Genomic DNA, 18,409 nt, shown 5'->3' on the forward strand with positions numbered 1-18,409 from the left:
GCGGCATTGAAATGACGGTTCACGCAAAAGCCACCGAAGCAACTGATGAAACCGGCCTCGACCGGCGCGCAGCATTCTGCCGCGACATCGCGCGTTCGGCGGGTGTCGTGGCGCTCGACGGCTTCAGCAACAGGGTGGCCGGTTTCGGCATGAAGGGGCCGCAGGATTTCCTGACTGAGACGGATGCCGCGGTGGAGCGACATCTCAAGGCGCGCATCGCCGCAGAGTTCCCCGAGGACGGCTTTCTCGGTGAGGAGGGCGGTGGGGCGATCAAGTCGGATATCTGGGTTGTCGACCCGATCGATGGCACGGCGAACTTCGCCCGCGACATTCCGCATTTCTGCATCTCGATTGCTTTCGTCAGCAATGGCGAGACCGAGATCGGCGCGATCTATAACCCTGTCCTGGACGAGCTGTATTTCGCTCGTCGCGGATATGGTGGCGACCGCGACGGCAAGGCCTTGTCGGTTGCACGCACAAGCGATTTCGACGCCGCCTGCGTGGAGTTCGGCTGGTCGAACCGCAAGACCAACAAGCGCTATCTCGAAGTGTTGTCCAATATCCTCGAGCGTGGCGCCAATGTGCGGCGCGGCGCTTCGGGCGCGCTGGGTCTCGCTTACGTCGCCGATGGCCGCTCGGATGCCTATGCAGAGTTGCACATGCATGCCTGGGACTGCCTGGCCGGACTGCTGATGGTCAAGGAAGCGGGCGGCGTTGTTGCGCCTTTCCTTGCGCTCGGCGGGCTGACCAAGGGCGGAGCGGTACTTGCCGCAGCGCCCGGCGTGGCGCTCGGCATGAGCGAAGCGACCGGCATCGCACTCGAAGCCGGCAAGTGAATTTCTTCGGACACCATCAAGCACCAAGGCCGCCACATGCAACTCAACAGCCCGCGATATGAGCGCCCGGCGCTCAGCCTGATCGAGCGCGACATCGCCGGCTACGGCATCGACATCTATGTCGGTGGCATGGACGGTGCTGGCGATCTCGATCTGCTCAGGGAAAAGAACATCACCACGGTGGTGAACTGCGCCGTCAATCTCGACTTCAACTACGCCACCGAGCCGTTCGGCGAGGGCGAGGCGGCCGATGCGATCTACGGCGTCGGTGCCGTGCGCTACTACAAGCTCGGCCTGATCGACGGGCACGGCAATCCCGAGACGATGATGCTGTCGGGCTTTTATCTGCTGCGCGGTGCTCTCAGCCAGGTGCTGCCTGACAAGGCCACCTACAGGCGGCGCGAGAAGGGCAATGTGCTGGTCAACTGCCGTGGCGGACGCAGCCGCTCGGTGTCGCTGGTTGCGCTGTTCCTGCATGTCGAGATGCCTGAAAAATTCCCGACGCTCGACACCGCCCTCGACCATGTGCGCGTGCAGCGCGAGTTGCACCGCGACGAATGGCATGAAGCGCCCAAGCCGATGCTGGTCGAGGCCGCACGCAAGGCAGCACAGTGGATCGCCATGATCGACAAGGGCTTGCACGTGCCGTCGCTGGCTTACAAGGACTGACGGCGAGGCCCGTCCGTAGCGAGAATGAAATGAAGATTGCCGTCATCGCCGACCCGCATTTCCACGACATCAACTACCGGCAAGGTGTGGGCGTCGGCGAAGGTGCTGCGATCCGGACACTTGCCGATACGGCGGCGTCGACCCGCGTCTTCAACGAGAGCTATCACGCGACCCGTGCCCTGCTCGACGACATCGTACGAAGGAACATCTCGCTTGTCGTCGTCGCCGGCGACCTGACCGACGACGGCCAGCAATCGACGATGGCAGCGGCGACCGCGCTTCTCGACGACTACTCCAGGCGCTTCGGCCTGCGCTTTGTCGCCACGCCGGGCAATCACGATCTCTATGCCATCCATGGCCGGCACCAGAGCAAGCGTTTCCTCAATGCCGACGGTTCGCACACGCTGGTGACAAGCGATCCGGCGATGGCGCAGGGCGGATCCGTCGAGCGCATCGTCTCGGACGAGATGTATTGCGGCGGCTATGGTGCGGCCATTCCGGCGCTGGGCGCCTACGGCTTTTTCAGGCGCGACGGCGACCTGCATTGGGAGTGCCCGTTCGGGACGGATGACAGGTTGGAGGCACGGACCTTCGAGATCGTTTCCGCCGACGGGCAGACCATCAGGCGGATGATCGATGCCTCATTCCTGGTCGAGCCCGTCGAAGGCCTTTGGCTGCTGTCGATCGATGCCAATGTTTTCGAACCGAAGGATGGCGACCTCGATCCGGCGTTGGAGAAAAGCTACCACGACAGCACCGATGCCGGCTGGAATTCGATGCTGCGCAACAAGGGTTTCGTGCTCGACTGGATGAGGGACGTGGCGACCCGAGCCAGGGCGTCGGGCAAGCGGCTGATCGCCTTTTCGCACTACCCGATCATCGATCCGCTCAACGGCACCTCGGCCGACGAGGCCAGGCTGCTCAACGACACCAGCTTCCTGCGCCGCACGCCCAATCCCGAGGTTTCCAGGGTCGCGGCGGCGACCGGCATCAAGCTGCATTTCAGCGGCCACCTGCACATCAACGACACCGCCGTCTTCCGCGACGGCGACGATTTCCTCGTCAACATCGCCGTGCCGTCGATTGTCGGCTTTCCGCCTGCCTACAAGATTGTCGAGTTTGGCGGCGAGCGCTTGGATGTCGAGACCATCACCATCGCCGATGTGCCGGATTATGACGCGGCGTTTGCGCATTACCGCATCGAGGCGGCAAGGGACGGCGTCTCGGCTGCCGTCACCGAAGCGGACAGCCATGCCGACTTACTCAGCCGGCACCTCACTGAAATGGTGCGCCACCGCTACCTGCCCAAGGAGTGGCCGCAGGATCTGGCTCGTCTGGTGCCGAAGCTGACACTTGGCGACCTCGATGCCTTCGCGGCGATGTCGCAGCCGCTGTCTGTCGAGGATGCCGGCGCCATCGTCGGGCGCGCGCAACATGCGTCAGGGACGATGGCCGCGCTGCCGCTGTTCGAGGTGATCGTCGACTGGTACCGGCTGCGCAAGGGCAGGGAGATCGCGCTCGACTTCATCGATCCGGCGCGCATCGCTGCCTATCGCCTGACAGCGCAGCGATACGCCGCTGGCTCATGGCCGCGGGGCAGCCTGCAGGATCGTTTCGGCTCGTTCCTGCGCATGATGATAGACTGGCTCGACAGCCAGCCGTCGCGCGACTTTTCCGTCGACCTCGCCACCGGCGAGGTCGAGCGCAACGATCACTTGGGCCGCACGGTCCGGCGCCAGACCGGAGCTGCGTGAAAGCAGACGCGGCCGCCACTCACGGCGCCATGGCCGTTGATCACGTCCGGGCCGTTGTTAACGTCCGGGCCGTTGTTAACGTCCGGATTGTCGCTGTCGAGCAAGGTCGTGATGTGCTCGGCGATCTGGGCGATCGGCTGGCGGAAGGTCGTCAGCTGATAGGATGCCCAGCTCGCCTGTTCGATGTCGTCGAAGCCGACGACACAGAGATCGGCCGGCACGTTCATGCCGAATTCGACGCGCGCCGCATCCATGAAGCCGCAGGCCAGCAGGTCGGTGACGCAGAAAGCGGCGTCGGGCCGTTCCGAGCCGCTGAGCAGCAGCCGTCCGGCCTCGAAGCCAGCACCATAGCCCGTCGGGCCGGCGCGTGTGATGGAGACGGCGAGGCCGGCCTCGCGCGCTGCCTCTTCGAAGCCGCGCTCGCGGGCCACCAAGCTGGGTGTGCCGGCCTGCGAGGAAACGACCGCGATGCGGCGGCAGCCGGCACGGTGCAGCATGTGGAAGGCTTCGCGGGCGGCGACCGTGTTGTCGACGGTGATGCTTTCGGGACCGTCGAGATGGTCGTCGCGGTTGATCAGGATGACGTGCTGGCCGCTGTTGATGCAGGTGTTGATCAGCGACGCCGGCGGCGTGCCCGACAAGACCACTGTGGCATTGGCGCGGTAGTTGAGCGTCTGGCGCAGTGCGGCCTCGACGCTGTCGCTGTCGCCCGACGTGTTGATGACCATGGCGACGCGGTTGATCGCCTGCAGGCGCCGCGTGATCGCGTCGAGCAGGCGCGAATGGTAGGGCGTGTTGATGTCGGCGCCGATCAGGCAGACGATGCCGCTGTCTTCGTGGATCAGGCTGCGGGCGAGATGGTTGACGTGGTAGCCGAGCTGTTCGGCTGCTTCGAGCACCTTCTTGCGGGTCGCCTCCGAAACGCTGGCGCCGTCGGTGAAGGTGCGCGACACCGCCGAGCGCGACACGCCAGCCAGTTCAGCGACCTGCTGTGCGCTGACGAATGACCTGCCCGGCTTCATTTCGGACATTGCACAGCTCCAGTTTGGCCACGCGGTGAACCGCTTCGCAAGCGTTGCACAAATGTGCAACGTACTGTCCCTGATACAATCGGATTGTCGCGCCTGCAATCCTGCAGCTGCAATCTTGCAGTGTCCGGCCGTGGCCTAGGATGCGGCGTCAGCCATGGCCTCGACAGCCGGCATGAGGTCGGCAGAAGACAGGCTGCGCATCAGGGTGGCAAGCTCGGGTTCGTCGATCAGCACGGCGGCATCGGCGGGCGAGAGCCAGGCACGCTGGCGGGCGCCGGCTTCCTGCCAGGCATCGAGTTCCTCGCTGACCTCGACGAGATAGGCAGTGACCACGACATGGACGAAGCTTGTCGACAGCCGCTTCCAGTAGCAATAGCTGCCGGCCGGCTTTTTCAGCGCCTTGCCGCGCACGCCGGCCTCTTCACGGGCCTCGATCAGTGCTGCCTGCCGGCCGCTCTTTCCCTTCATCGGCCAGCCCTTGGGAACGATGAAACGACGGGTGCCGCGCGAGGTGACAAGCATGACCTCGAGTTCGCCCCGCTCATTCAGACGGAACGGAATGGCGGCAACCTGGGCGATGATCTCGCCGTTGCTCGCCTTGCGGATGGTCTTCTTGTCCTTTGGCATTTTCGCCCGGTCGTTTCCTCTGCCTGCGCCGAAGCGCTGTCGAATTCGATTGTATCACCTCGACCCGCTTGGGTTCATGACGGCTAAGATAGTGCAATGAACACGATTGCAAAATGCGTAAAAAGCACTCACTCTGCAAGAGACTAAAACGACATCAGATCGTTAGACGGCGAATAATTGTGTGGAGGAATCGAAGTATGAAAACTGCCCTTTTGCGTTCGGCCGCGCTGGCCGCATTGACGATGGCCGGGATGACGGCCGGCGGCGCGTCAGCCCAGGCAGAAAGCCTGACGCTCTATTGCAGCGCCGACGAGGCGTGGTGCCAGCAGATCAAGACCGGATTCGAGGAAAAGACCGGCATCACCGTCGACATGACCCGCAAGAGTTCGGGCGAGACCTATGCCCAGGTGCGCGCCGAAGCGAGCAACCCCAAGGGCGACGTCTGGTGGGGCGGCACCGGCGATCCGCATCTGCAGGCAGCCGAGGAGAACCTGACCGAGGAATATGTCTCGCCGATGCGCGGCGAGCTGCACGACTGGGCGATCAAGCAGGCCGAGGCCGCCGGCAACAAGACCATCGGCGTCTATTCGGGCGCGCTCGGCTTCGGCTACAACAAGGACCTGCTGGCCAAGAACGGCCTGCCCGAGCCGAAATGCTGGGCCGATCTGGCCAAGCCCGAATATAAGGGCCAGATCCAGATCGCCAACCCGAACTCGTCAGGTACCGCCTACACGACGCTGGCAACGATGGTGCAGCTGATGGGCGAGGACAAGGGCTTCGAATACATGAAGGCCCTGCACAAGAACATCAACCAGTACACCAAGTCGGGCTCGGCGCCGATCAAGGCTGCGGGCCTCGGTGAAACCACCATCGGCATCGTGTTCATGCACGACGCGGTGGCGCAGACGGCGGCGGGCTTCCCGATCGTCACTGTCGCGCCGTGCGAAGGCACCGGTTACGAGATCGGCTCGATGTCGCTGATCAAGGGCGCCCGCAATGCCGAGGCGGCCAAGAAGTTCTACGACTGGGCGCTGTCGGCGGAGATGCAGGGCAAGGCCAAGGACGTCAAGTCGTTCCAGCTGCCGTCGAACAAGGCGGCGACCGTGTCCGAGCTGACGCCCGACCTGTCGACGATCAAGCTGATCGACTACGACTTCAAGAAGTACGGCTCTAGCGAGGAGCGCAAGCGGCTGCTTGGCAAATGGGACACGGAGGTCTCCTCGCTGCCGCAATAATCCATGCGCTCCCGCGACTTAAGCGGCCGCCTGCATCCGACCGTCGTCCTGTGGATGGTGGTCGGATTGCTCGGCTTTGCCGTGCTGCCCTGGTATGGCGTCGAAGACGGCTTCTTCGGCTTGTCCTGGCTGTTTGAGGGTTATCCGCTCGACAGCGAGTTCGCACCAGCCCTGGTGCTCAATCTCAAGGGCGAAAAGCTTTGGCTCGCGCCGCTCGGCATGTTGTTGGCCGCGCCGTTGCTGCTGTGGGAGCGGAGAAAGTCCGACCCGCTGTTTGGCAAGCTGCTCGTTGCGATCGGTGCGGCGGGCTTTGCCTGGCTGCTGTTCCAGGGCTTCGCCATCGGCCTGCGCGGCTGGCAGTTCGGCTGGCTGCAAGGCCTGTTTGGCGAGCTCGGCGACCGCCAGTTCGGCATGGGCTATGGCGCGCTTCTGGTCGGCCTCGCCTTCCTGTTCCTGTTTTCCCAAGGTCTTGCCGCACGCGGGGCTGTCGGCGGCGACGTCTTCGTTGTCTCGACCATCGCGTTCGTGGTGGCGTCGGTCGGCCTGTTCATCTTCATGCCGATCCTGCAGATGCTGGCCAATGCGCTGATCACCGAAGATGGCAGCTATTCGCTGACGACCTTCCTCGGCAAGCTGTTCAGCGCCAGGCTGTGGAGCCTCGATTGCCTTGCCGGCGGCAGCCGCTGCGGCGTCGCCTGGAACTCGCTGTTTCTTGCCGTGCTCGTCGGCATTTTGACGACGGTCCTTGGGCTGGTCTTCGCGCTGATGGTCACCCGCACCGGCTTCCGTTATGGCACCCTGCTCAGGGCGCTGACGGTGCTGCCGATCATCACGCCGCCCTTCGTCATCGGCCTCGCCATCATCTTGCTGTTTGGCCTGTCGGGCGCGGTGACGCAGACATTTTCGGAGCTGTTCGGCATCCAGCCGACGCGCTGGATCTACGGCCTGCCCGGCCTGCTGATCGCCCAGTTGCTCGCCTTCACCCCGATCGCCTTCCTAGTGCTGATCGGCGTCGTCGAGGGTGTCAGCCCGTCGATGGAAGAGGCGGCGCAGACCTTGCGCGCCAACCGCTGGCAGACCTTCTGGACGGTGTCACTGCCCTTGATGCGGCCCGGTCTCGCCAACGCCTTCCTGCTCGGCTTCATCGAAAGCATGGCCGACTTCGGCAACCCGCTGGTGCTGGGCGGCAATTTCGACGTGCTGTCGACGGAGATCTTCTTCGCCATCGTCGGCGCCCAGAACGACGAGGCGCAGGCGGCGATCCTGGCACTGGTGCTGCTCGCCTTCACGCTCCTTGCCTTCTACGCCCAGCGTTTCTGGCTCGGCAAGAAGTCCTATACGACAATGTCGGGCAAGGGCGATGCCGGCGTGCATCCGCAATTGCCGACGGCGCTCAAGCGCGCCGTCTACGGCGTGGCCGGCTTCTGGGTCGCCTTCACCATCTTCGTCTACGCGACCATCTTCTACGGCAGTTTCGTCAAGCTGTGGGGCGTCGATCACAGCCTGACTTTCGCCCATTATGTGAAGGCCTTTGCCATCGGCTGGAACGATTTCGGTATCCACTGGAAGGGCTCGGCCTGGAGTTCGTTCTGGACGACCTTGCAGATCGCGTTGATCTCGTCGCCGCTGACGGCGGCCATCGGCCTGCTCACCGCCTATCTGCTGGTGCGGCAGAACTTTGCCGGCAAGAATGCCTTCGAGTTCGGCACCATGCTGTCTTTTGCCATCCCCGGCACGGTGATCGGCGTGAGTTACGTGATTGCCTTCAACGTGCCGCCGATCGAGCTGACCGGCACCGGCATCATCCTCGTCTTGTCCTTCATCTTCCGCAACATGCCGGTGGGCGTGCGGGCAGGCGTGGCGTCGATGTCGCAGATCGACAAGAGCCTGGACGAGTCGTCACTGACGCTCGGCGCCAATTCCTGGCAGACCTTCCGCCGGGTGGTGCTGCCGTTGCTCAGGCCGGCGATCGTTGCCGCGCTGGTCTATTCCTTCGTCCGCGCCATGACGGCGATCAGCGCCATCATCTTTTTGGTCAGCGCCCGCTACGACATGTCGACCAGTTACATCGTCGGCCGCGTCGAAAACAACGAATACGGCATCGCCATCGCCTATTCGGCGGTGCTGATCGGCGTCATGCTGGCGGTTGTCGGACTGATGCAGCTTGTGGTCGGCCGGCGCAACATCGGCCGGCGCGGGCATGAACTGTCGCAGTCGCGCACCAATGTGAGCCAGCCGGCATTTTCGGGAGGTAGCTGATGATCAAGAGCAACGCCGCTTCGGTGGAGTTCCGCGCGGTCACCAAGGTCTACGGAAAGAGCCCGGTGCCGGCGGTCAACAACGTGTCGCTATCAGTCGAGGCGGGCAAGCTGGTGACGCTGCTCGGACCCTCCGGCTGCGGCAAGACGACGACGCTGCGCATGATCGCTGGGCTGGAGATGGCGACGCGTGGGCGGATCCTGATCGGCGGGGCCGATGTCACGCATCTGCCGGCGACCGACCGCGACGTGTCGATGGTGTTCCAGTCCTATGCGCTGTTTCCGCACATGACGGTCAATGAGAACGTCCAATACGGGCTCAAGTTCTCCGGTTTCGCCAAGAAGGAGATCGGCGACCGGGCGCGTGCCGGGCTCGAACTTGTCGGACTTGGCGGCTACGGTAGCCGCCTGCCGAGCGAATTGTCGGGTGGCCAGCAGCAGCGCGTTGCCGTGGCGCGCGCGCTGGTGCTCGAGCCGCAAGTGCTGCTGTTCGACGAGCCGCTGTCCAATCTCGACGCCAAGCTCAGGCGCCGCGTGCGCGAGGAAATCCGCGACATCCAGACCAAGCTCGGGCTGACGGTGGTCTATGTCACCCACGACCAGGAAGAGGCGCTGGCCGTCTCCGACCGCATAATCGTCATGAACAACGCGGTCATTGCCCAGGATGGCACGCCGCGCGAACTCTACGATGCGCCGGCCGACGCCTTCGTCGCCGACTTCATCGGCGAGGCCAACATCTTCGACTGCGAGATCGCCTCGGTCGAGGGCGGACTGGCCAATGTGCTTCTGGGCGGGCTCGAAACGAAGCTCGATGCGCGCGGCATGACGCCGGGGCCGGCCAAGCTCGCGGTAAGGCCTAGCCGCATCGAGATCAAGCCGGCCGGCAGCCCACGCACCATACCGGGCCGGCTCGACAAGGTGACCTATGTCGGCTCCGACCTGGAATTCATGGTCGGCACCGAGTTTGGCGAGGTCTTTGCAGTGTCGTCCGACGTCGATGCACCCTTCGTGCCGGGGCAGGATGTCGGGCTGGGATTTGCCGCGCGCGGTCCGGTGCTGATCAGGGCTTAGTTCTCGCTCCCGCCCGGGCTACCGCTACCTCCTCTGCGCTCGCGGTCCTGGAGTTTGCCGAAGCACGCAGGTGCCAGATGCGGAGGTACGTACCGTGTTCTGGACCGTTGTGGTTTCGGCCACGTCGCGGCATGGATTGCCGACACTCTCCGCTCATTTCACTCGCTCACGAGGCCGGGAATCCATGCCGTGACAGTTGTGACATGATGGGGGGAGGTTCAGTTCTTTCTCGTGGGCCGCGGTCGATCTGTGGAACACCAGAGAAAGCCTGAACGCCGCGACGGAAACACCTCTGCGCTTCCGCGCTAGGAGACAAACCCCTGCGCGGCCGCCGCGACAGCGATGTAGCGGATGAGCTTGGCGATGCTGACCAACCCCACAAAACTCCACAGCGGTTCCTTCAGCGTGCCGGCGATCAGCGTCAGCGGGTCGCCGATAACAGGCACCCAGGAGAGCAGCAGCGACCAGCGGCCATAGCGCCGGTACCAGTTTTCGGCGCGCTGCAGTGCTGGAGGGCCGACCGGAAACCAGCGGCGGTGCTTGAAGCGTTCGACCTGGCCGCCGATCAGCCAGTTCACGAGGGAGCCAAGCACGTTGCCAAAAGTAGCTACGGCAACGAGCAGGGCAAGCGAATAGCCGCCATTGATGGTCAGCCCCGCAAGCAGGGCTTCGGACTGCGCCGGCAAAAGCGTCGCGGCGGCGAAGGCCGCGACGAAGAGACCGCCATAGGCGGCGAGGCTGGTCACCGGAATTTCACGCCGGTTATTGCGTCTGCATGCGGCCGGACAGGCCGTCGATGATCGGGCAATCGGGCCTGGCGTCACCGTGGCAGTTATGGACGAGGTGGCGCAGCGTGTTGCGCAGTTCGGTCAACTCGGCCAGCTTGCGGTCGATCTCGACGAGCTTGGTCTCGGCGATCGCCTTGACGTCGGCGCTTTCGCGCTCCTTGTCGCCATAGAGCGACAGAAGCTGGCGGCATTCCTCGACGGAGAAACCAAGGCTGCGTGAGCGCTGCAGGAAGCGCAGGCGGTGCACGTCGGACATCGAATAATCGCGATAGCCGTTGTCGGCGCGGTCGGGGCGCAACAGGCCGATGTCTTCGTAATAACGGATGGTCTTGGCCGGCAGGCCCGACTTTTCCGAAGCGGTACCAATGTTCATGGTCACTCCTTGCGCATCCTGGAGCGGCCTTGTGCGTCCATCCGGATGCACGGCGCTCGAGAGCGAGTTGTTGTCATATAAAGCTTCCAGTAACTGGAAGTTCAAGGGGCTGGCGAAATCGTGATGGGCCGGGGCAGCTGATGCCGCCCCGACCCACTTTCAGGCTCAGTCGGCGTAGGCCATCGAGGTCATCATGCCGCCGGCCATGTGGTAAAGATGGTGGCAGTGCAGCGCCCAGTTGCCGGCATTGTCGGCATCGAAGGCGATGGTCACCATGCCCATATTGGCCGGCACCAGCACCGTGTCGCGCATGGCCCCGGCAATACGCCTGCCGTTGACCGCGACGACCTGGAAGTGGTGGCCGTGCAGGTGCATCGGATGCGACATGGTGGTGTGGTTCATGAAGGTGAGCTCGAAGCGGTCGCCGCTCGCCACCGCCAGCGGCTTGTCCTGGCCGTGCATGGCGCCATCGAGCGTCCAGACATAGCCAGCGCCTTCGCCGAGCATCATGGTGTGCTGGCGCGTGGCGGTCTTGTTGCCGAGTGGCCTGGTCGCCCTGAGCTTCTGCTCGAGCTCGACGCCGACGGCGGGGAAGTCCTCGTCGGCCATGTCAGCGAGCTTGCCAACGGCCGCGCCCTTTGCCGCAAGCACGACACCGGTGCGCATGCGGCCGCCTTCCTGCACGGCAAGGATGGGCCAGGCCGCGGCCTGCTTCGGCAGTTCGAGCATGATGTCGAGGCGCTGGGCCACGGCGAACTCGAAGCGCTGGCCTTCGACCGGTTCGACCGGCATGCCGTCGACCGCGATCAGTTTGCCCTGGAGCTGGCCGAGGTCGAGCCACATGTTGGTCGAGGCGGCACCGTTGATCAGGCGCAGGCGAACGCGTCCGCCCGGCTCGACAGTGAAGACCTCGGGGTCGTCAAGGGTGCGGTCATTGGCGAGCAGGGCGTCGTACTGCACGTCCTGCAGGTGGGACATTGCCCCCGCCGGGCCAGCCATCTGGCCGCCGCCCATCTGCATGCCGCCCATCGCGCCATGGTCCATGGTGCCGTGGCTCGTCTGGCCGCTGCCCATCGCCATGCTTGGCATGTTGTGGCCCTCATGCCCCGAAGCTGCCGGAGCGGGCGCCGGCGCCATGGCGCTCATGTCGTGGCCGCCGGCCTTGAGCTCGGCGAGGATCTCTTGCGGATCGCGGAAGGTGAAGTCGTGGAACAACACCACCACCTCCTGCACGTCCTGGCCTGCTTCGTCAGGGTCACGCACGATCAGCGGCGCCGCCAGCATCAGTTGCTCCTGCAGGCCGAAATGCGAATGCATCCAGAAGGTGCCGGGACGGGCGACGGGGAAATCATAGTCGTGGCTGCCGTCATCGGGGATCGGCTCCTGCGAAATGCCGGCGACGCCGTCCTGCTGCCATGGCGGGGTGAGACCGTGCCAGTGGATGGCCGTCGGTTCGCCGATCAGATTCTTCAGCCTGACGCGGAAGTTCTCGCCGGCATTCATGACGAGGCCCGACGTGCCATCGGCCTGATGAAGGCCGAAGACGTTGGCGGTCTTGCCCTTGACCTCGATGACCCGCTTGCCGGCCGTGATGACCTTGTGGCCGTCGGCACGGGCAGGGCGCACCGGCAGGAGCAGGGACGGAACTGCGGCAGCCGAAAGCGTTGCCGCTGATGCCGCGATGAAGCCGCGGCGCGAAAGGGTATTCATTTTCATGGTCTCCAAAACTGATGTCTCCCGGCGCTGACAAAGGCCGGAGCGTGCGCGTCGAAACACGTCAGTTCAGGAGAGTGATGGTGGTCGCAGGTGAGGTGCTGCTATCGATCCGTGCAGCGGTTCGGTCCTGGCGGGAAGGGGCGAGACGCCAGCAAGTTCGGGGAAGACAGTCGGCAGCGGCAGCGGTGCGCAATAGCTGCATGAGGCGAGACATTGCGCCAGGCAGGCGCGGGCGTCCTTATCCTGGTCGCAGCAACCGGCGTCGGCCTTGGCGTGATGCGACATCATCTGGGTGGCGTGCGGCTGGTGCTGGCCGTCGGCGGGGTGAGCGGAGGCCGCCTGGCCGAGCGCCAGGAAGAACAGCAACACGAGCGGCAGCATCAGCCGCAGGAGCCCCAGCATCCTGGCCCTGCCGTCGTCCATCACGGCAATACGCGCACGGGCCTGCCCGCGCTGGTGAGCGCGGAGCGGATGGGTCGGCGCCGGGATGTGTTGCATCGAATGCATGCCCTATAAATGGGGATTGCGACCCCTGAAGGTCAAGCGGCGTTGTTGTCGCTTGCCTCTGGCGTGAAGAAGACATCGGCGTGAATGTCGCTGGCCGGCACCCCGCGCGCCGCAAGAACAGAAATGGCAGCGTCGACCATGGCGGGAGGGCCGGCGACATAGGCCTTGGCACCGCTGAAGTCGCGATGGTCCTCAGTGAGTGCGTCGGAAACGAAGCCGCTGCGCCAGCCCTTCGCGGCAGTCTGCGACAGCACCGGGACGAAGCGCAGGTTGGGAAATCTGCGTTCCAGCGCGCGAAAGTGCGCGACCAGATAGAGGTCGCGTTCGGCGCGGACGCCGAAATAGACATGGATCGGCTGGGCCAAGCCTGAAAGCAGCGCCGTCTCGACGATCGACTTGACCGGGGCGAGGCCGCTGCCGCCGGCAAGCGCTATGATCGGGCCGCCATGGGCCTCACGCAGATAGGTCGAGCCGCTGGGGCCTTGGATCAGGACCGTGTCGCCCGGCTCCAGCGAGGCATGGATCAGCCCGCTGGTGCGGCCGCCGGGCACCGCCCTGACGTGAAGCTCGACAAGCTCCTCGTCGGGTCGGCTGGCCATCGAATAATTGCGTGGCGGCGCGCCCGGCATGATCAGCGACAGATATTGCCCGGCGGCGAAGCGGAAATTTTGGCGATCGGCAAGTTGAAGACGGAGCGCGACGATGTCGTGTGTCATGGCCTCGATGGCAACGACCTCGGCGTCCTGCATGACAGGCTGTGCTGTGGCGAAGCTGTCGTCGAGCCATTCGACGACGACGTCATCGGCAGGCACGGCGCGGCAGGCGAGGATGAGCCCGTCTTCGCGCTCCCGTTCGCTCAGCGCGAAAGGTGAGTGTTTGCCGAGCTCGACATGGCCGGAGACGAGGCGCGACTTGCAGGCGCCGCAGCGGCCGGAACGGCAACTGTGCGGATAGGCGATACCGGCGTCGAGGGCAGCCTCAAGGATCGTCCTGGTGTCGCCGACCGCGATGCGGCGGCCGGGCTGGGGCAGGGTCAGGCAGCTCATGGTCATGCTGCCCGGGTCAGGTCGAGCAGCGCTTCGATCTCGGGGCGCTGAGTGGCGAAGGTGCCGTAAAAGACGTGCTTGTCGTCGATGATGGTGATCGGAGCGACGCGTACGCCGGTGCGGCGCCTGGCTTCGTCTGAGATGGCAGGGTCGCGCAGGTCGCGCTCGACGAAGGGCAGGCTCTCCGCGTTGAGCCAGCGCTTCAACGCCAGGCAGTCGGGGCAGGTGGGCGTGGTGAAGATCTCGATCCAGGGAGCGTTGGGCATGGCGGCCTCGCGTGATGAGGAGAGGGGAGGAGCGGCCTGCCTGCACGAGCGCGATATGTCCGAAACCGGATGTCCGCTTTCGGGATCTTGCTCCTGGGGCAGGCCGCGAGGGCTGGCTAGGCTGCCGGGACCAGCGCTAGCGCGGTCGATGCCGCCGTTGCGCGGGCCGGGGCCTTGAAGCGCTTCAGCCGCATCGCATTTCCGAGCACGAAGACGCTCGACATCGCCATCGCGCCCGCGGCCAGCATCGGCGACAGCAAAGTGCCGCTGACCGGGTAGAGCACACCAGCCGCGACCGGAATGAGGGCGGCGTTGTAGGCAAAGGCCCAGAACAGATTCTGCCTGATGTTGGCGATCGTCGCCTTGGACAGCGCGATCGCGTTGGTCACACCGAGCAGGTCGCCTGACATCAGCACCACGTCTGCACTTTCGATGGCGACGTCGGTGCCAGTGCCGATGGCAATGCCGACATCGGCCTCGGCGAGTGCCGGCGCGTCGTTGATGCCGTCGCCGACGAAGGTCACCGCACGGCCACCTGAACGCAGGCGCTTGATGGCGTCGACCTTGCCGTCGGGCAGCACTTCGGCGACGACCTCGTCGATGCCGAGCTGGGCGGCGATGGCTTCTGCGGTGCGACGGTTGTCGCCTGTGATCATCGCCACCTTCAGGCCGAGATCGTGCAGCGCGCGGATCGCCTGCGGCGTCGTCGGCTTGATCGGGTCGGAAACCGCGATGACAGCCGCGAGCTTGCCGTCGACCGCCGCATAGAGCGGGGTCTTGGCCTTGTAGCCCATGCGGATGGCGGTCTCGGCGAAATCCTGCACCGAAATGCCGAGCCTGGCCATGTAGCGGTCGGCACCGACGTCGACGCGATGCGCACCGACGCTGGCGCTGACGCCGAAGCCGGGCACTGCCTCGAACGAACCGGTCTCGGCCAGAGCGAGACCTTCTTCCCTGGCTGCTGCGACGATGGCAGCGGCAACCGGATGTTCGGACTGCGCTTCCACGGCTGCGACCAGCGCCAGCACCTTGGCACGGTCAAAGCCGCTGGCGACGTCGAGGTCGGTCATCACGGGATTGCCGGCGGTCAGCGTACCGGTCTTGTCGAGCGCCACGACCGAGGTCGACTTCAGCGATTGCAGTGCTTCACCGTTACGGAACAGCACGCCGAGCTCGGCGGCACGGCCGGTGCCGACCATGATCGAGGTCGGGGTGGCGAGGCCCATGGCACAGGGGCAAGCGATGATCAGCACGGCAACCGCATTGACCAGCGCGAAGGTTGCCGCAGGCTCGGGGCCAAAGACCAGCCAGACGACGAAGGTCAATGCGGCCGCGGCCATGACGGCGGGCACGAACCAGGCCGTGACCTTGTCGACCAGTGCCTGGATCGGCAGCTTCGAGCCCTGGGCTGTCTCGACCATGCGGATGATCTGGGCCAGCAGCGTGTCGGCGCCGACCTTGGTGGCGCTGTAGGTGAAGGAGCCGGTCTTGTTGATGGTGCCGCCGACGACCTCGGCACCTTCGCCCTTGCTGACCGGGATCGGTTCGCCCGAGATCATGGATTCGTCGACGAAGGACGAGCCTGTCAGCACGATACCGTCGACGGGCACCTTGTCGCCAGGGCGGACCTGCACGACATCGCCGGCAACGACCTCTTCGAGCGGAATGTCTGTGAACGCGCCGTTGCGTTCGACACGCGCCGACTTGGCCTGCAGGCCCATCAGCCGCTTGATCGCTTCCGAGGTACGGCCCTTGGCCTTGGCTTCGAGCACACGGCCAAGCAGGATCAGCGTGACGATGACCGCCGACGCCTCGAAATAGACATTGGCGGTGCCGGCGGGCAGTGCGCCGGGTGCAAAGGTGGCGACGACCGAATAGGCCCAGGCAGCACTCGAGCCGAGCACGACCAGCGAGTTCATGTCAGGGGCGAGACGCAGCAGGGCCGGCACACCCTTCTGGTAGAAGCGCAGGCCGGGGCCGAACTGGACGATGGTCGCCAGCACGAAGAAGGCGATGTAGAGCTTCTGCTGGCTGACATTCATCATCAGCCAGTGATGCAGGGCGGGGATGGCGTGCGAGCCCATCTCCAGCGCGAAGATTGGCAAGGTGAGCACGGCGGCGATGGCGAAGTCGCGCTTGAGGTGGGAGAACTCGCGGTAACGCGCGTCCTCGCGGCTGTCGCCTTCGGCACCTGCCTGCTCGATGCGGCGCGGCTCGTAGCCGGCCTTGCGGATGGCGGCATCGATCGCTGTGCGCGTGGTGCCGGCCAGCGTCTCGATGGTGGCGCGTTCCGTGGCGAGATTGACCGAAGCCGTCTTCACGCCGGATACCGCGGCTATCGCCTTTTCGACCCGGCGCACGCAGGAGGCGCAGGTCATGCCCTCGATCTCGACTTCGATGGTCTCGACCGGCACGTCGTAGCCGGCATTGCGGATGGCGGCGATGACGCCGTCGGTGTCGATGCTGCCGCCGAAGGTGACGTCAGCGCTTTCAGTGGCAAGGTTGACGGTGGCGGTGGCCACACCAGGCACCTTGGCGATGGCCAACTCGACGCGGCGCACGCAGGAGGCGCAGGTCATGCCCTCGATCGGGAAGCTTTGCCTACCCGCTTGGCTTGGGGGCGGATTGAATGGAGCGTTCATGGTCATGGACCTCTATGTCATCAATTTCGAACAGAGGTCTAAGGCTTCCAGTGTTGGGAAGGTCAACAGCTCCAGCGCATGTTTTTAGGCGTCGCTGTAACTGGCTGAAAGTATTGGCATATACCCTTGCATTGTGGGTCCTGGGGCTTTGCCGGTCACGAAAAGTCGTGGTAACAAATCCGTGATCGAAAAATGTTTGACCTTCCTGTAGCTGGAAACACCAGATTGCAGAAACGGCGCGATGCCGGCCCAACCAAGGATCTTGAAATGCTGAAGATGAATGTTCCCGACATGACCTGCGGCCATTGCGCCGGCATGGTCACCAAGGCCGTGCAGAGCGTCGACGCGGCCGCGCGCATCGACATCGACCTGAAGGCACAGACCGTCTCGATCGAGACCGCGGCTGATGCCGCCAAGGTTGCCCAGGCGCTCGACGCCGCCGGTTATCCGGCCCAGGCTGTCTGAAGCCTGCTTTCCGGAGGGGGCGGCGCGACCGGGGGCGGTGCGCCGTCCGCTTCCTTTAACTTCGCTTCGACAGCATAAACCCTGCGGCGCAAGAGTTTCCGCAGCCACAAGTGGCCGCGCGAACTTGACGCAACCTTCAACCGCCCTCCTCCTCTAGTATTTCCGCGCCAAATCAAGCTATGATGCGGCTGGCCTTCCTCAGGGGACAGCGTCCCCCGGAATGCCGGGAGGACAGAGGATGGCCATAGCGCTCGTACTCGTTCTTGTTGTCATAGGCTCGGTGCTGTTCCATGTGCTGAGCCCTTGGTGGTGGACGCCGATAGCCTCCAACTGGGGCTACATCGACAGCACTCTCGTTGCGACTTTCTGGATCACCGGTGCCGTCTTCTCGGCCGTCGTCCTGTTCATGGCCTATTGCGTCTACCGCTTCCGTCACAAGGAAGGGCAGAAGGCCGCCTATGAACCCGAAAGCAAGAAGCTCGAATCCTGGCTGACGCTGATCACAGCGGTCGGCGTCGCGGCGATGCTGGCGCCGGGGCTCTATGTCTGGGGCCAGTTCGTCACAGTGCCCAAGGATGCGACCGAGGTGGAGGTCGTCGCCCAGCAATGGCAGTGGAGCTACAGGCTGCCGGGCGCCGACGGCAAGCTGGGCACCTCGAACGCCCGGCTGATCAATTCCGACAATCCGCTCGGCATCAATCCCGAAGATCCCAACGGCCAGGACGATGTCGTGGTCGAGGCCGCCGACCTGCATCTGCCGATCGACAAGCCGGTCAAGATGCTGCTGCGCTCGATCGACGTGCTGCATGATTTCTACGTGCCCGAGTTCCGCGCCAAGATGGACATGGTGCCTGGCATGGTCACCTATTTCTGGTTCACCCCGATACGGACGGGCACCTTCGAAGTGCTGTGCGCGGAGCTCTGCGGCACGGGACATGGCTTCATGCGCGGCATCGTCATGGTCGACACCGAGCAGGACTACACGAGCTGGCTGCAGCAGCAGTCGACATTCGCCCAGCTGACCGGTCCCGCCAAGGTGGGCGCCCTGGTCGACCAGGCGAGAGCCACCGCGAAGATGGAATAGGAGACACGGCGCGACCGCTCGAAGGCGGCCTCACCGCGACA

General features: G+C 64.5%; 17 protein-coding genes. 8 read left to right on the forward strand and 9 right to left on the reverse strand.

The window, feature by feature from the left end:
- The first annotated feature begins 11 nt into the window (after positions 1-11).
- From DY201_RS07050 to DY201_RS07060, 3 genes are read left to right on the forward strand one after another with little or no spacing between them, the layout of a single operon-like run.
- Entirely contained in the window at positions 12-836 is an 825-nt protein-coding gene (locus DY201_RS07050) for an inositol monophosphatase family protein (protein WP_115730584.1), read from the forward strand.
- A gap of 36 nt (positions 837-872) precedes the next feature.
- Entirely contained in the window at positions 873-1,505 is a 633-nt protein-coding gene (locus DY201_RS07055) for a dual specificity protein phosphatase family protein (protein ID WP_115730585.1), read from the forward strand.
- 29 nt (positions 1,506-1,534) lie between these two features.
- Positions 1,535-3,259, forward strand: coding sequence for a metallophosphoesterase family protein (locus DY201_RS07060; RefSeq protein WP_115730586.1), 1,725 nt, complete (start codon positions 1,535-1,537; stop codon positions 3,257-3,259).
- Here DY201_RS07060 and DY201_RS07065 read toward each other — a convergent pair.
- Together DY201_RS07065 and DY201_RS07070 are read right to left on the reverse strand one after the other, a co-directional pair.
- Positions 3,217-4,290, reverse strand: coding sequence for a LacI family DNA-binding transcriptional regulator (locus tag DY201_RS07065; RefSeq protein ID WP_115730587.1), 1,074 nt, complete (start codon positions 4,288-4,290; stop codon positions 3,217-3,219). The two genes, DY201_RS07060 and DY201_RS07065, sit on opposite strands and share 43 nt — an antisense overlap.
- A 135-nt stretch (positions 4,291-4,425) precedes the next feature.
- Positions 4,426-4,917 carry an NUDIX hydrolase gene (locus DY201_RS07070; RefSeq protein ID WP_115730588.1) on the reverse strand — a complete coding sequence of 164 codons (492 nt, stop codon included), beginning with the start codon at positions 4,915-4,917 and terminating at the stop codon, positions 4,426-4,428.
- Between the two features lie 212 nt (positions 4,918-5,129).
- Here DY201_RS07070 and DY201_RS07075 point away from each other — a divergent pair, with 212 nt between their 5' ends.
- The 3 genes from DY201_RS07075 to DY201_RS07085 are packed head-to-tail and all read left to right on the forward strand — an operon-like array spanning position 5,130 to position 9,481.
- A complete protein-coding gene (locus DY201_RS07075) occupies positions 5,130-6,152 on the forward strand; it encodes an ABC transporter substrate-binding protein (RefSeq protein ID WP_172582950.1) in 1,023 nt (340 codons plus the stop codon).
- A gap of 3 nt (positions 6,153-6,155) precedes the next feature.
- Positions 6,156-8,411 (forward strand): ABC transporter permease, encoded by a 2,256-nt coding sequence (locus DY201_RS07080; protein ID WP_115730589.1) that lies wholly within the window; start codon positions 6,156-6,158, stop codon positions 8,409-8,411.
- On the forward strand, positions 8,411-9,481 hold the full coding sequence (locus tag DY201_RS07085; protein ID WP_172582919.1) for an ABC transporter ATP-binding protein: 1,071 nt from the start codon (positions 8,411-8,413) through the stop codon (positions 9,479-9,481). The genes DY201_RS07080 and DY201_RS07085 overlap by 1 nt, the downstream gene beginning before the upstream one ends.
- 305 nt (positions 9,482-9,786) lie before the next feature.
- Here the strand turns inward: DY201_RS07085 and DY201_RS07090 are convergent, their stop codons facing one another.
- From DY201_RS07090 to DY201_RS07120, 7 genes are all read right to left on the reverse strand, one after another.
- Positions 9,787-10,227, reverse strand: coding sequence for a YqaA family protein (locus tag DY201_RS07090; protein ID WP_115730591.1), 441 nt, complete (start codon positions 10,225-10,227; stop codon positions 9,787-9,789).
- A gap of 16 nt (positions 10,228-10,243) precedes the next feature.
- Complete coding sequence (gene cueR / locus DY201_RS07095) at positions 10,244-10,642, reverse strand: Cu(I)-responsive transcriptional regulator (protein WP_115730592.1); 399 nt, start codon at positions 10,640-10,642, stop codon at positions 10,244-10,246.
- A gap of 165 nt (positions 10,643-10,807) precedes the next feature.
- Entirely contained in the window at positions 10,808-12,352 is a 1,545-nt protein-coding gene (locus tag DY201_RS07100; RefSeq protein ID WP_115730593.1) for a multicopper oxidase family protein, read from the reverse strand.
- Positions 12,353-12,424: 72 nt separating this feature from the next.
- Entirely contained in the window at positions 12,425-12,856 is a 432-nt protein-coding gene (locus tag DY201_RS07105; RefSeq protein ID WP_131922322.1) for a hypothetical protein, read from the reverse strand.
- A gap of 41 nt (positions 12,857-12,897) precedes the next feature.
- On the reverse strand, positions 12,898-13,917 hold the full coding sequence (locus tag DY201_RS07110; protein WP_165915909.1) for a 2Fe-2S iron-sulfur cluster-binding protein: 1,020 nt from the start codon (positions 13,915-13,917) through the stop codon (positions 12,898-12,900).
- Positions 13,914-14,177, reverse strand: a complete 264-nt coding sequence (locus tag DY201_RS07115; RefSeq protein ID WP_115730595.1) for a glutaredoxin family protein — start codon at positions 14,175-14,177, stop codon at positions 13,914-13,916. The genes DY201_RS07110 and DY201_RS07115 overlap by 4 nt, the downstream gene beginning before the upstream one ends.
- 116 nt (positions 14,178-14,293) lie before the next feature.
- Positions 14,294-16,819 carry a heavy metal translocating P-type ATPase gene (locus tag DY201_RS07120; RefSeq protein ID WP_115733647.1) on the reverse strand — a complete coding sequence of 842 codons (2,526 nt, stop codon included), beginning with the start codon at positions 16,817-16,819 and terminating at the stop codon, positions 14,294-14,296.
- A gap of 267 nt (positions 16,820-17,086) precedes the next feature.
- On the opposite strand from DY201_RS07120, the gene DY201_RS07125 reads away from it, so the two are divergent.
- Together DY201_RS07125 and DY201_RS07130 are read left to right on the forward strand one after the other, a co-directional pair.
- The gene (locus tag DY201_RS07125) at positions 17,087-17,284 is read left to right on the forward strand and encodes a heavy-metal-associated domain-containing protein (RefSeq protein ID WP_067957421.1); all 198 of its coding nucleotides are present in this window, start codon (positions 17,087-17,089) and stop codon (positions 17,282-17,284) included.
- A 238-nt stretch (positions 17,285-17,522) separates the two neighbouring features.
- Positions 17,523-18,368 carry a cytochrome c oxidase subunit II gene (locus DY201_RS07130; protein ID WP_115730596.1) on the forward strand — a complete coding sequence of 282 codons (846 nt, stop codon included), beginning with the start codon at positions 17,523-17,525 and terminating at the stop codon, positions 18,366-18,368.
- Positions 18,369-18,409 lie beyond the last annotated feature (41 nt).

This window comes from Aminobacter aminovorans, assembly GCF_900445235.1.
In the GTDB taxonomy this organism is placed as follows: domain Bacteria; phylum Pseudomonadota; class Alphaproteobacteria; order Rhizobiales; family Rhizobiaceae; genus Aminobacter; species Aminobacter aminovorans.

What these genes read in the sequence shown, in the direction of transcription:
- DY201_RS07125 (WP_067957421.1), top strand. Translation starts at nt 17,087, where the DNA reads ATGCTGAAGATGAATGTTCCCGACATGACCTGCGGCCATTGCGCCGGC.
- DY201_RS07110 (WP_165915909.1), bottom strand. Translation starts at nt 13,917, where the DNA reads ATGACCATGAGCTGCCTGACCCTGCCCCAGCCCGGCCGCCGCATCGCG.
- DY201_RS07065 (WP_115730587.1), bottom strand. Translation starts at nt 4,290, where the DNA reads ATGTCCGAAATGAAGCCGGGCAGGTCATTCGTCAGCGCACAGCAGGTC.
- DY201_RS07080 (WP_115730589.1), top strand. Translation starts at nt 6,156, where the DNA reads ATGCGCTCCCGCGACTTAAGCGGCCGCCTGCATCCGACCGTCGTCCTG.
- DY201_RS07085 (WP_172582919.1), top strand. Translation starts at nt 8,411, where the DNA reads ATGATCAAGAGCAACGCCGCTTCGGTGGAGTTCCGCGCGGTCACCAAG.
- DY201_RS07100 (WP_115730593.1), bottom strand. Translation starts at nt 12,352, where the DNA reads ATGAATACCCTTTCGCGCCGCGGCTTCATCGCGGCATCAGCGGCAACG.
- DY201_RS07115 (WP_115730595.1), bottom strand. Translation starts at nt 14,177, where the DNA reads ATGCCCAACGCTCCCTGGATCGAGATCTTCACCACGCCCACCTGCCCC.
- cueR (WP_115730592.1), bottom strand. Translation starts at nt 10,642, where the DNA reads ATGAACATTGGTACCGCTTCGGAAAAGTCGGGCCTGCCGGCCAAGACC.
- DY201_RS07055 (WP_115730585.1), top strand. Translation starts at nt 873, where the DNA reads ATGCAACTCAACAGCCCGCGATATGAGCGCCCGGCGCTCAGCCTGATC.
- DY201_RS07105 (WP_131922322.1), bottom strand. Translation starts at nt 12,856, where the DNA reads ATGCAACACATCCCGGCGCCGACCCATCCGCTCCGCGCTCACCAGCGC.
- DY201_RS07060 (WP_115730586.1), top strand. Translation starts at nt 1,535, where the DNA reads ATGAAGATTGCCGTCATCGCCGACCCGCATTTCCACGACATCAACTAC.
- DY201_RS07050 (WP_115730584.1), top strand. Translation starts at nt 12, where the DNA reads ATGACGGTTCACGCAAAAGCCACCGAAGCAACTGATGAAACCGGCCTC.
- DY201_RS07130 (WP_115730596.1), top strand. Translation starts at nt 17,523, where the DNA reads ATGGCCATAGCGCTCGTACTCGTTCTTGTTGTCATAGGCTCGGTGCTG.
- DY201_RS07120 (WP_115733647.1), bottom strand. Translation starts at nt 16,819, where the DNA reads ATGAACGCTCCATTCAATCCGCCCCCAAGCCAAGCGGGTAGGCAAAGC.
- DY201_RS07070 (WP_115730588.1), bottom strand. Translation starts at nt 4,917, where the DNA reads ATGCCAAAGGACAAGAAGACCATCCGCAAGGCGAGCAACGGCGAGATC.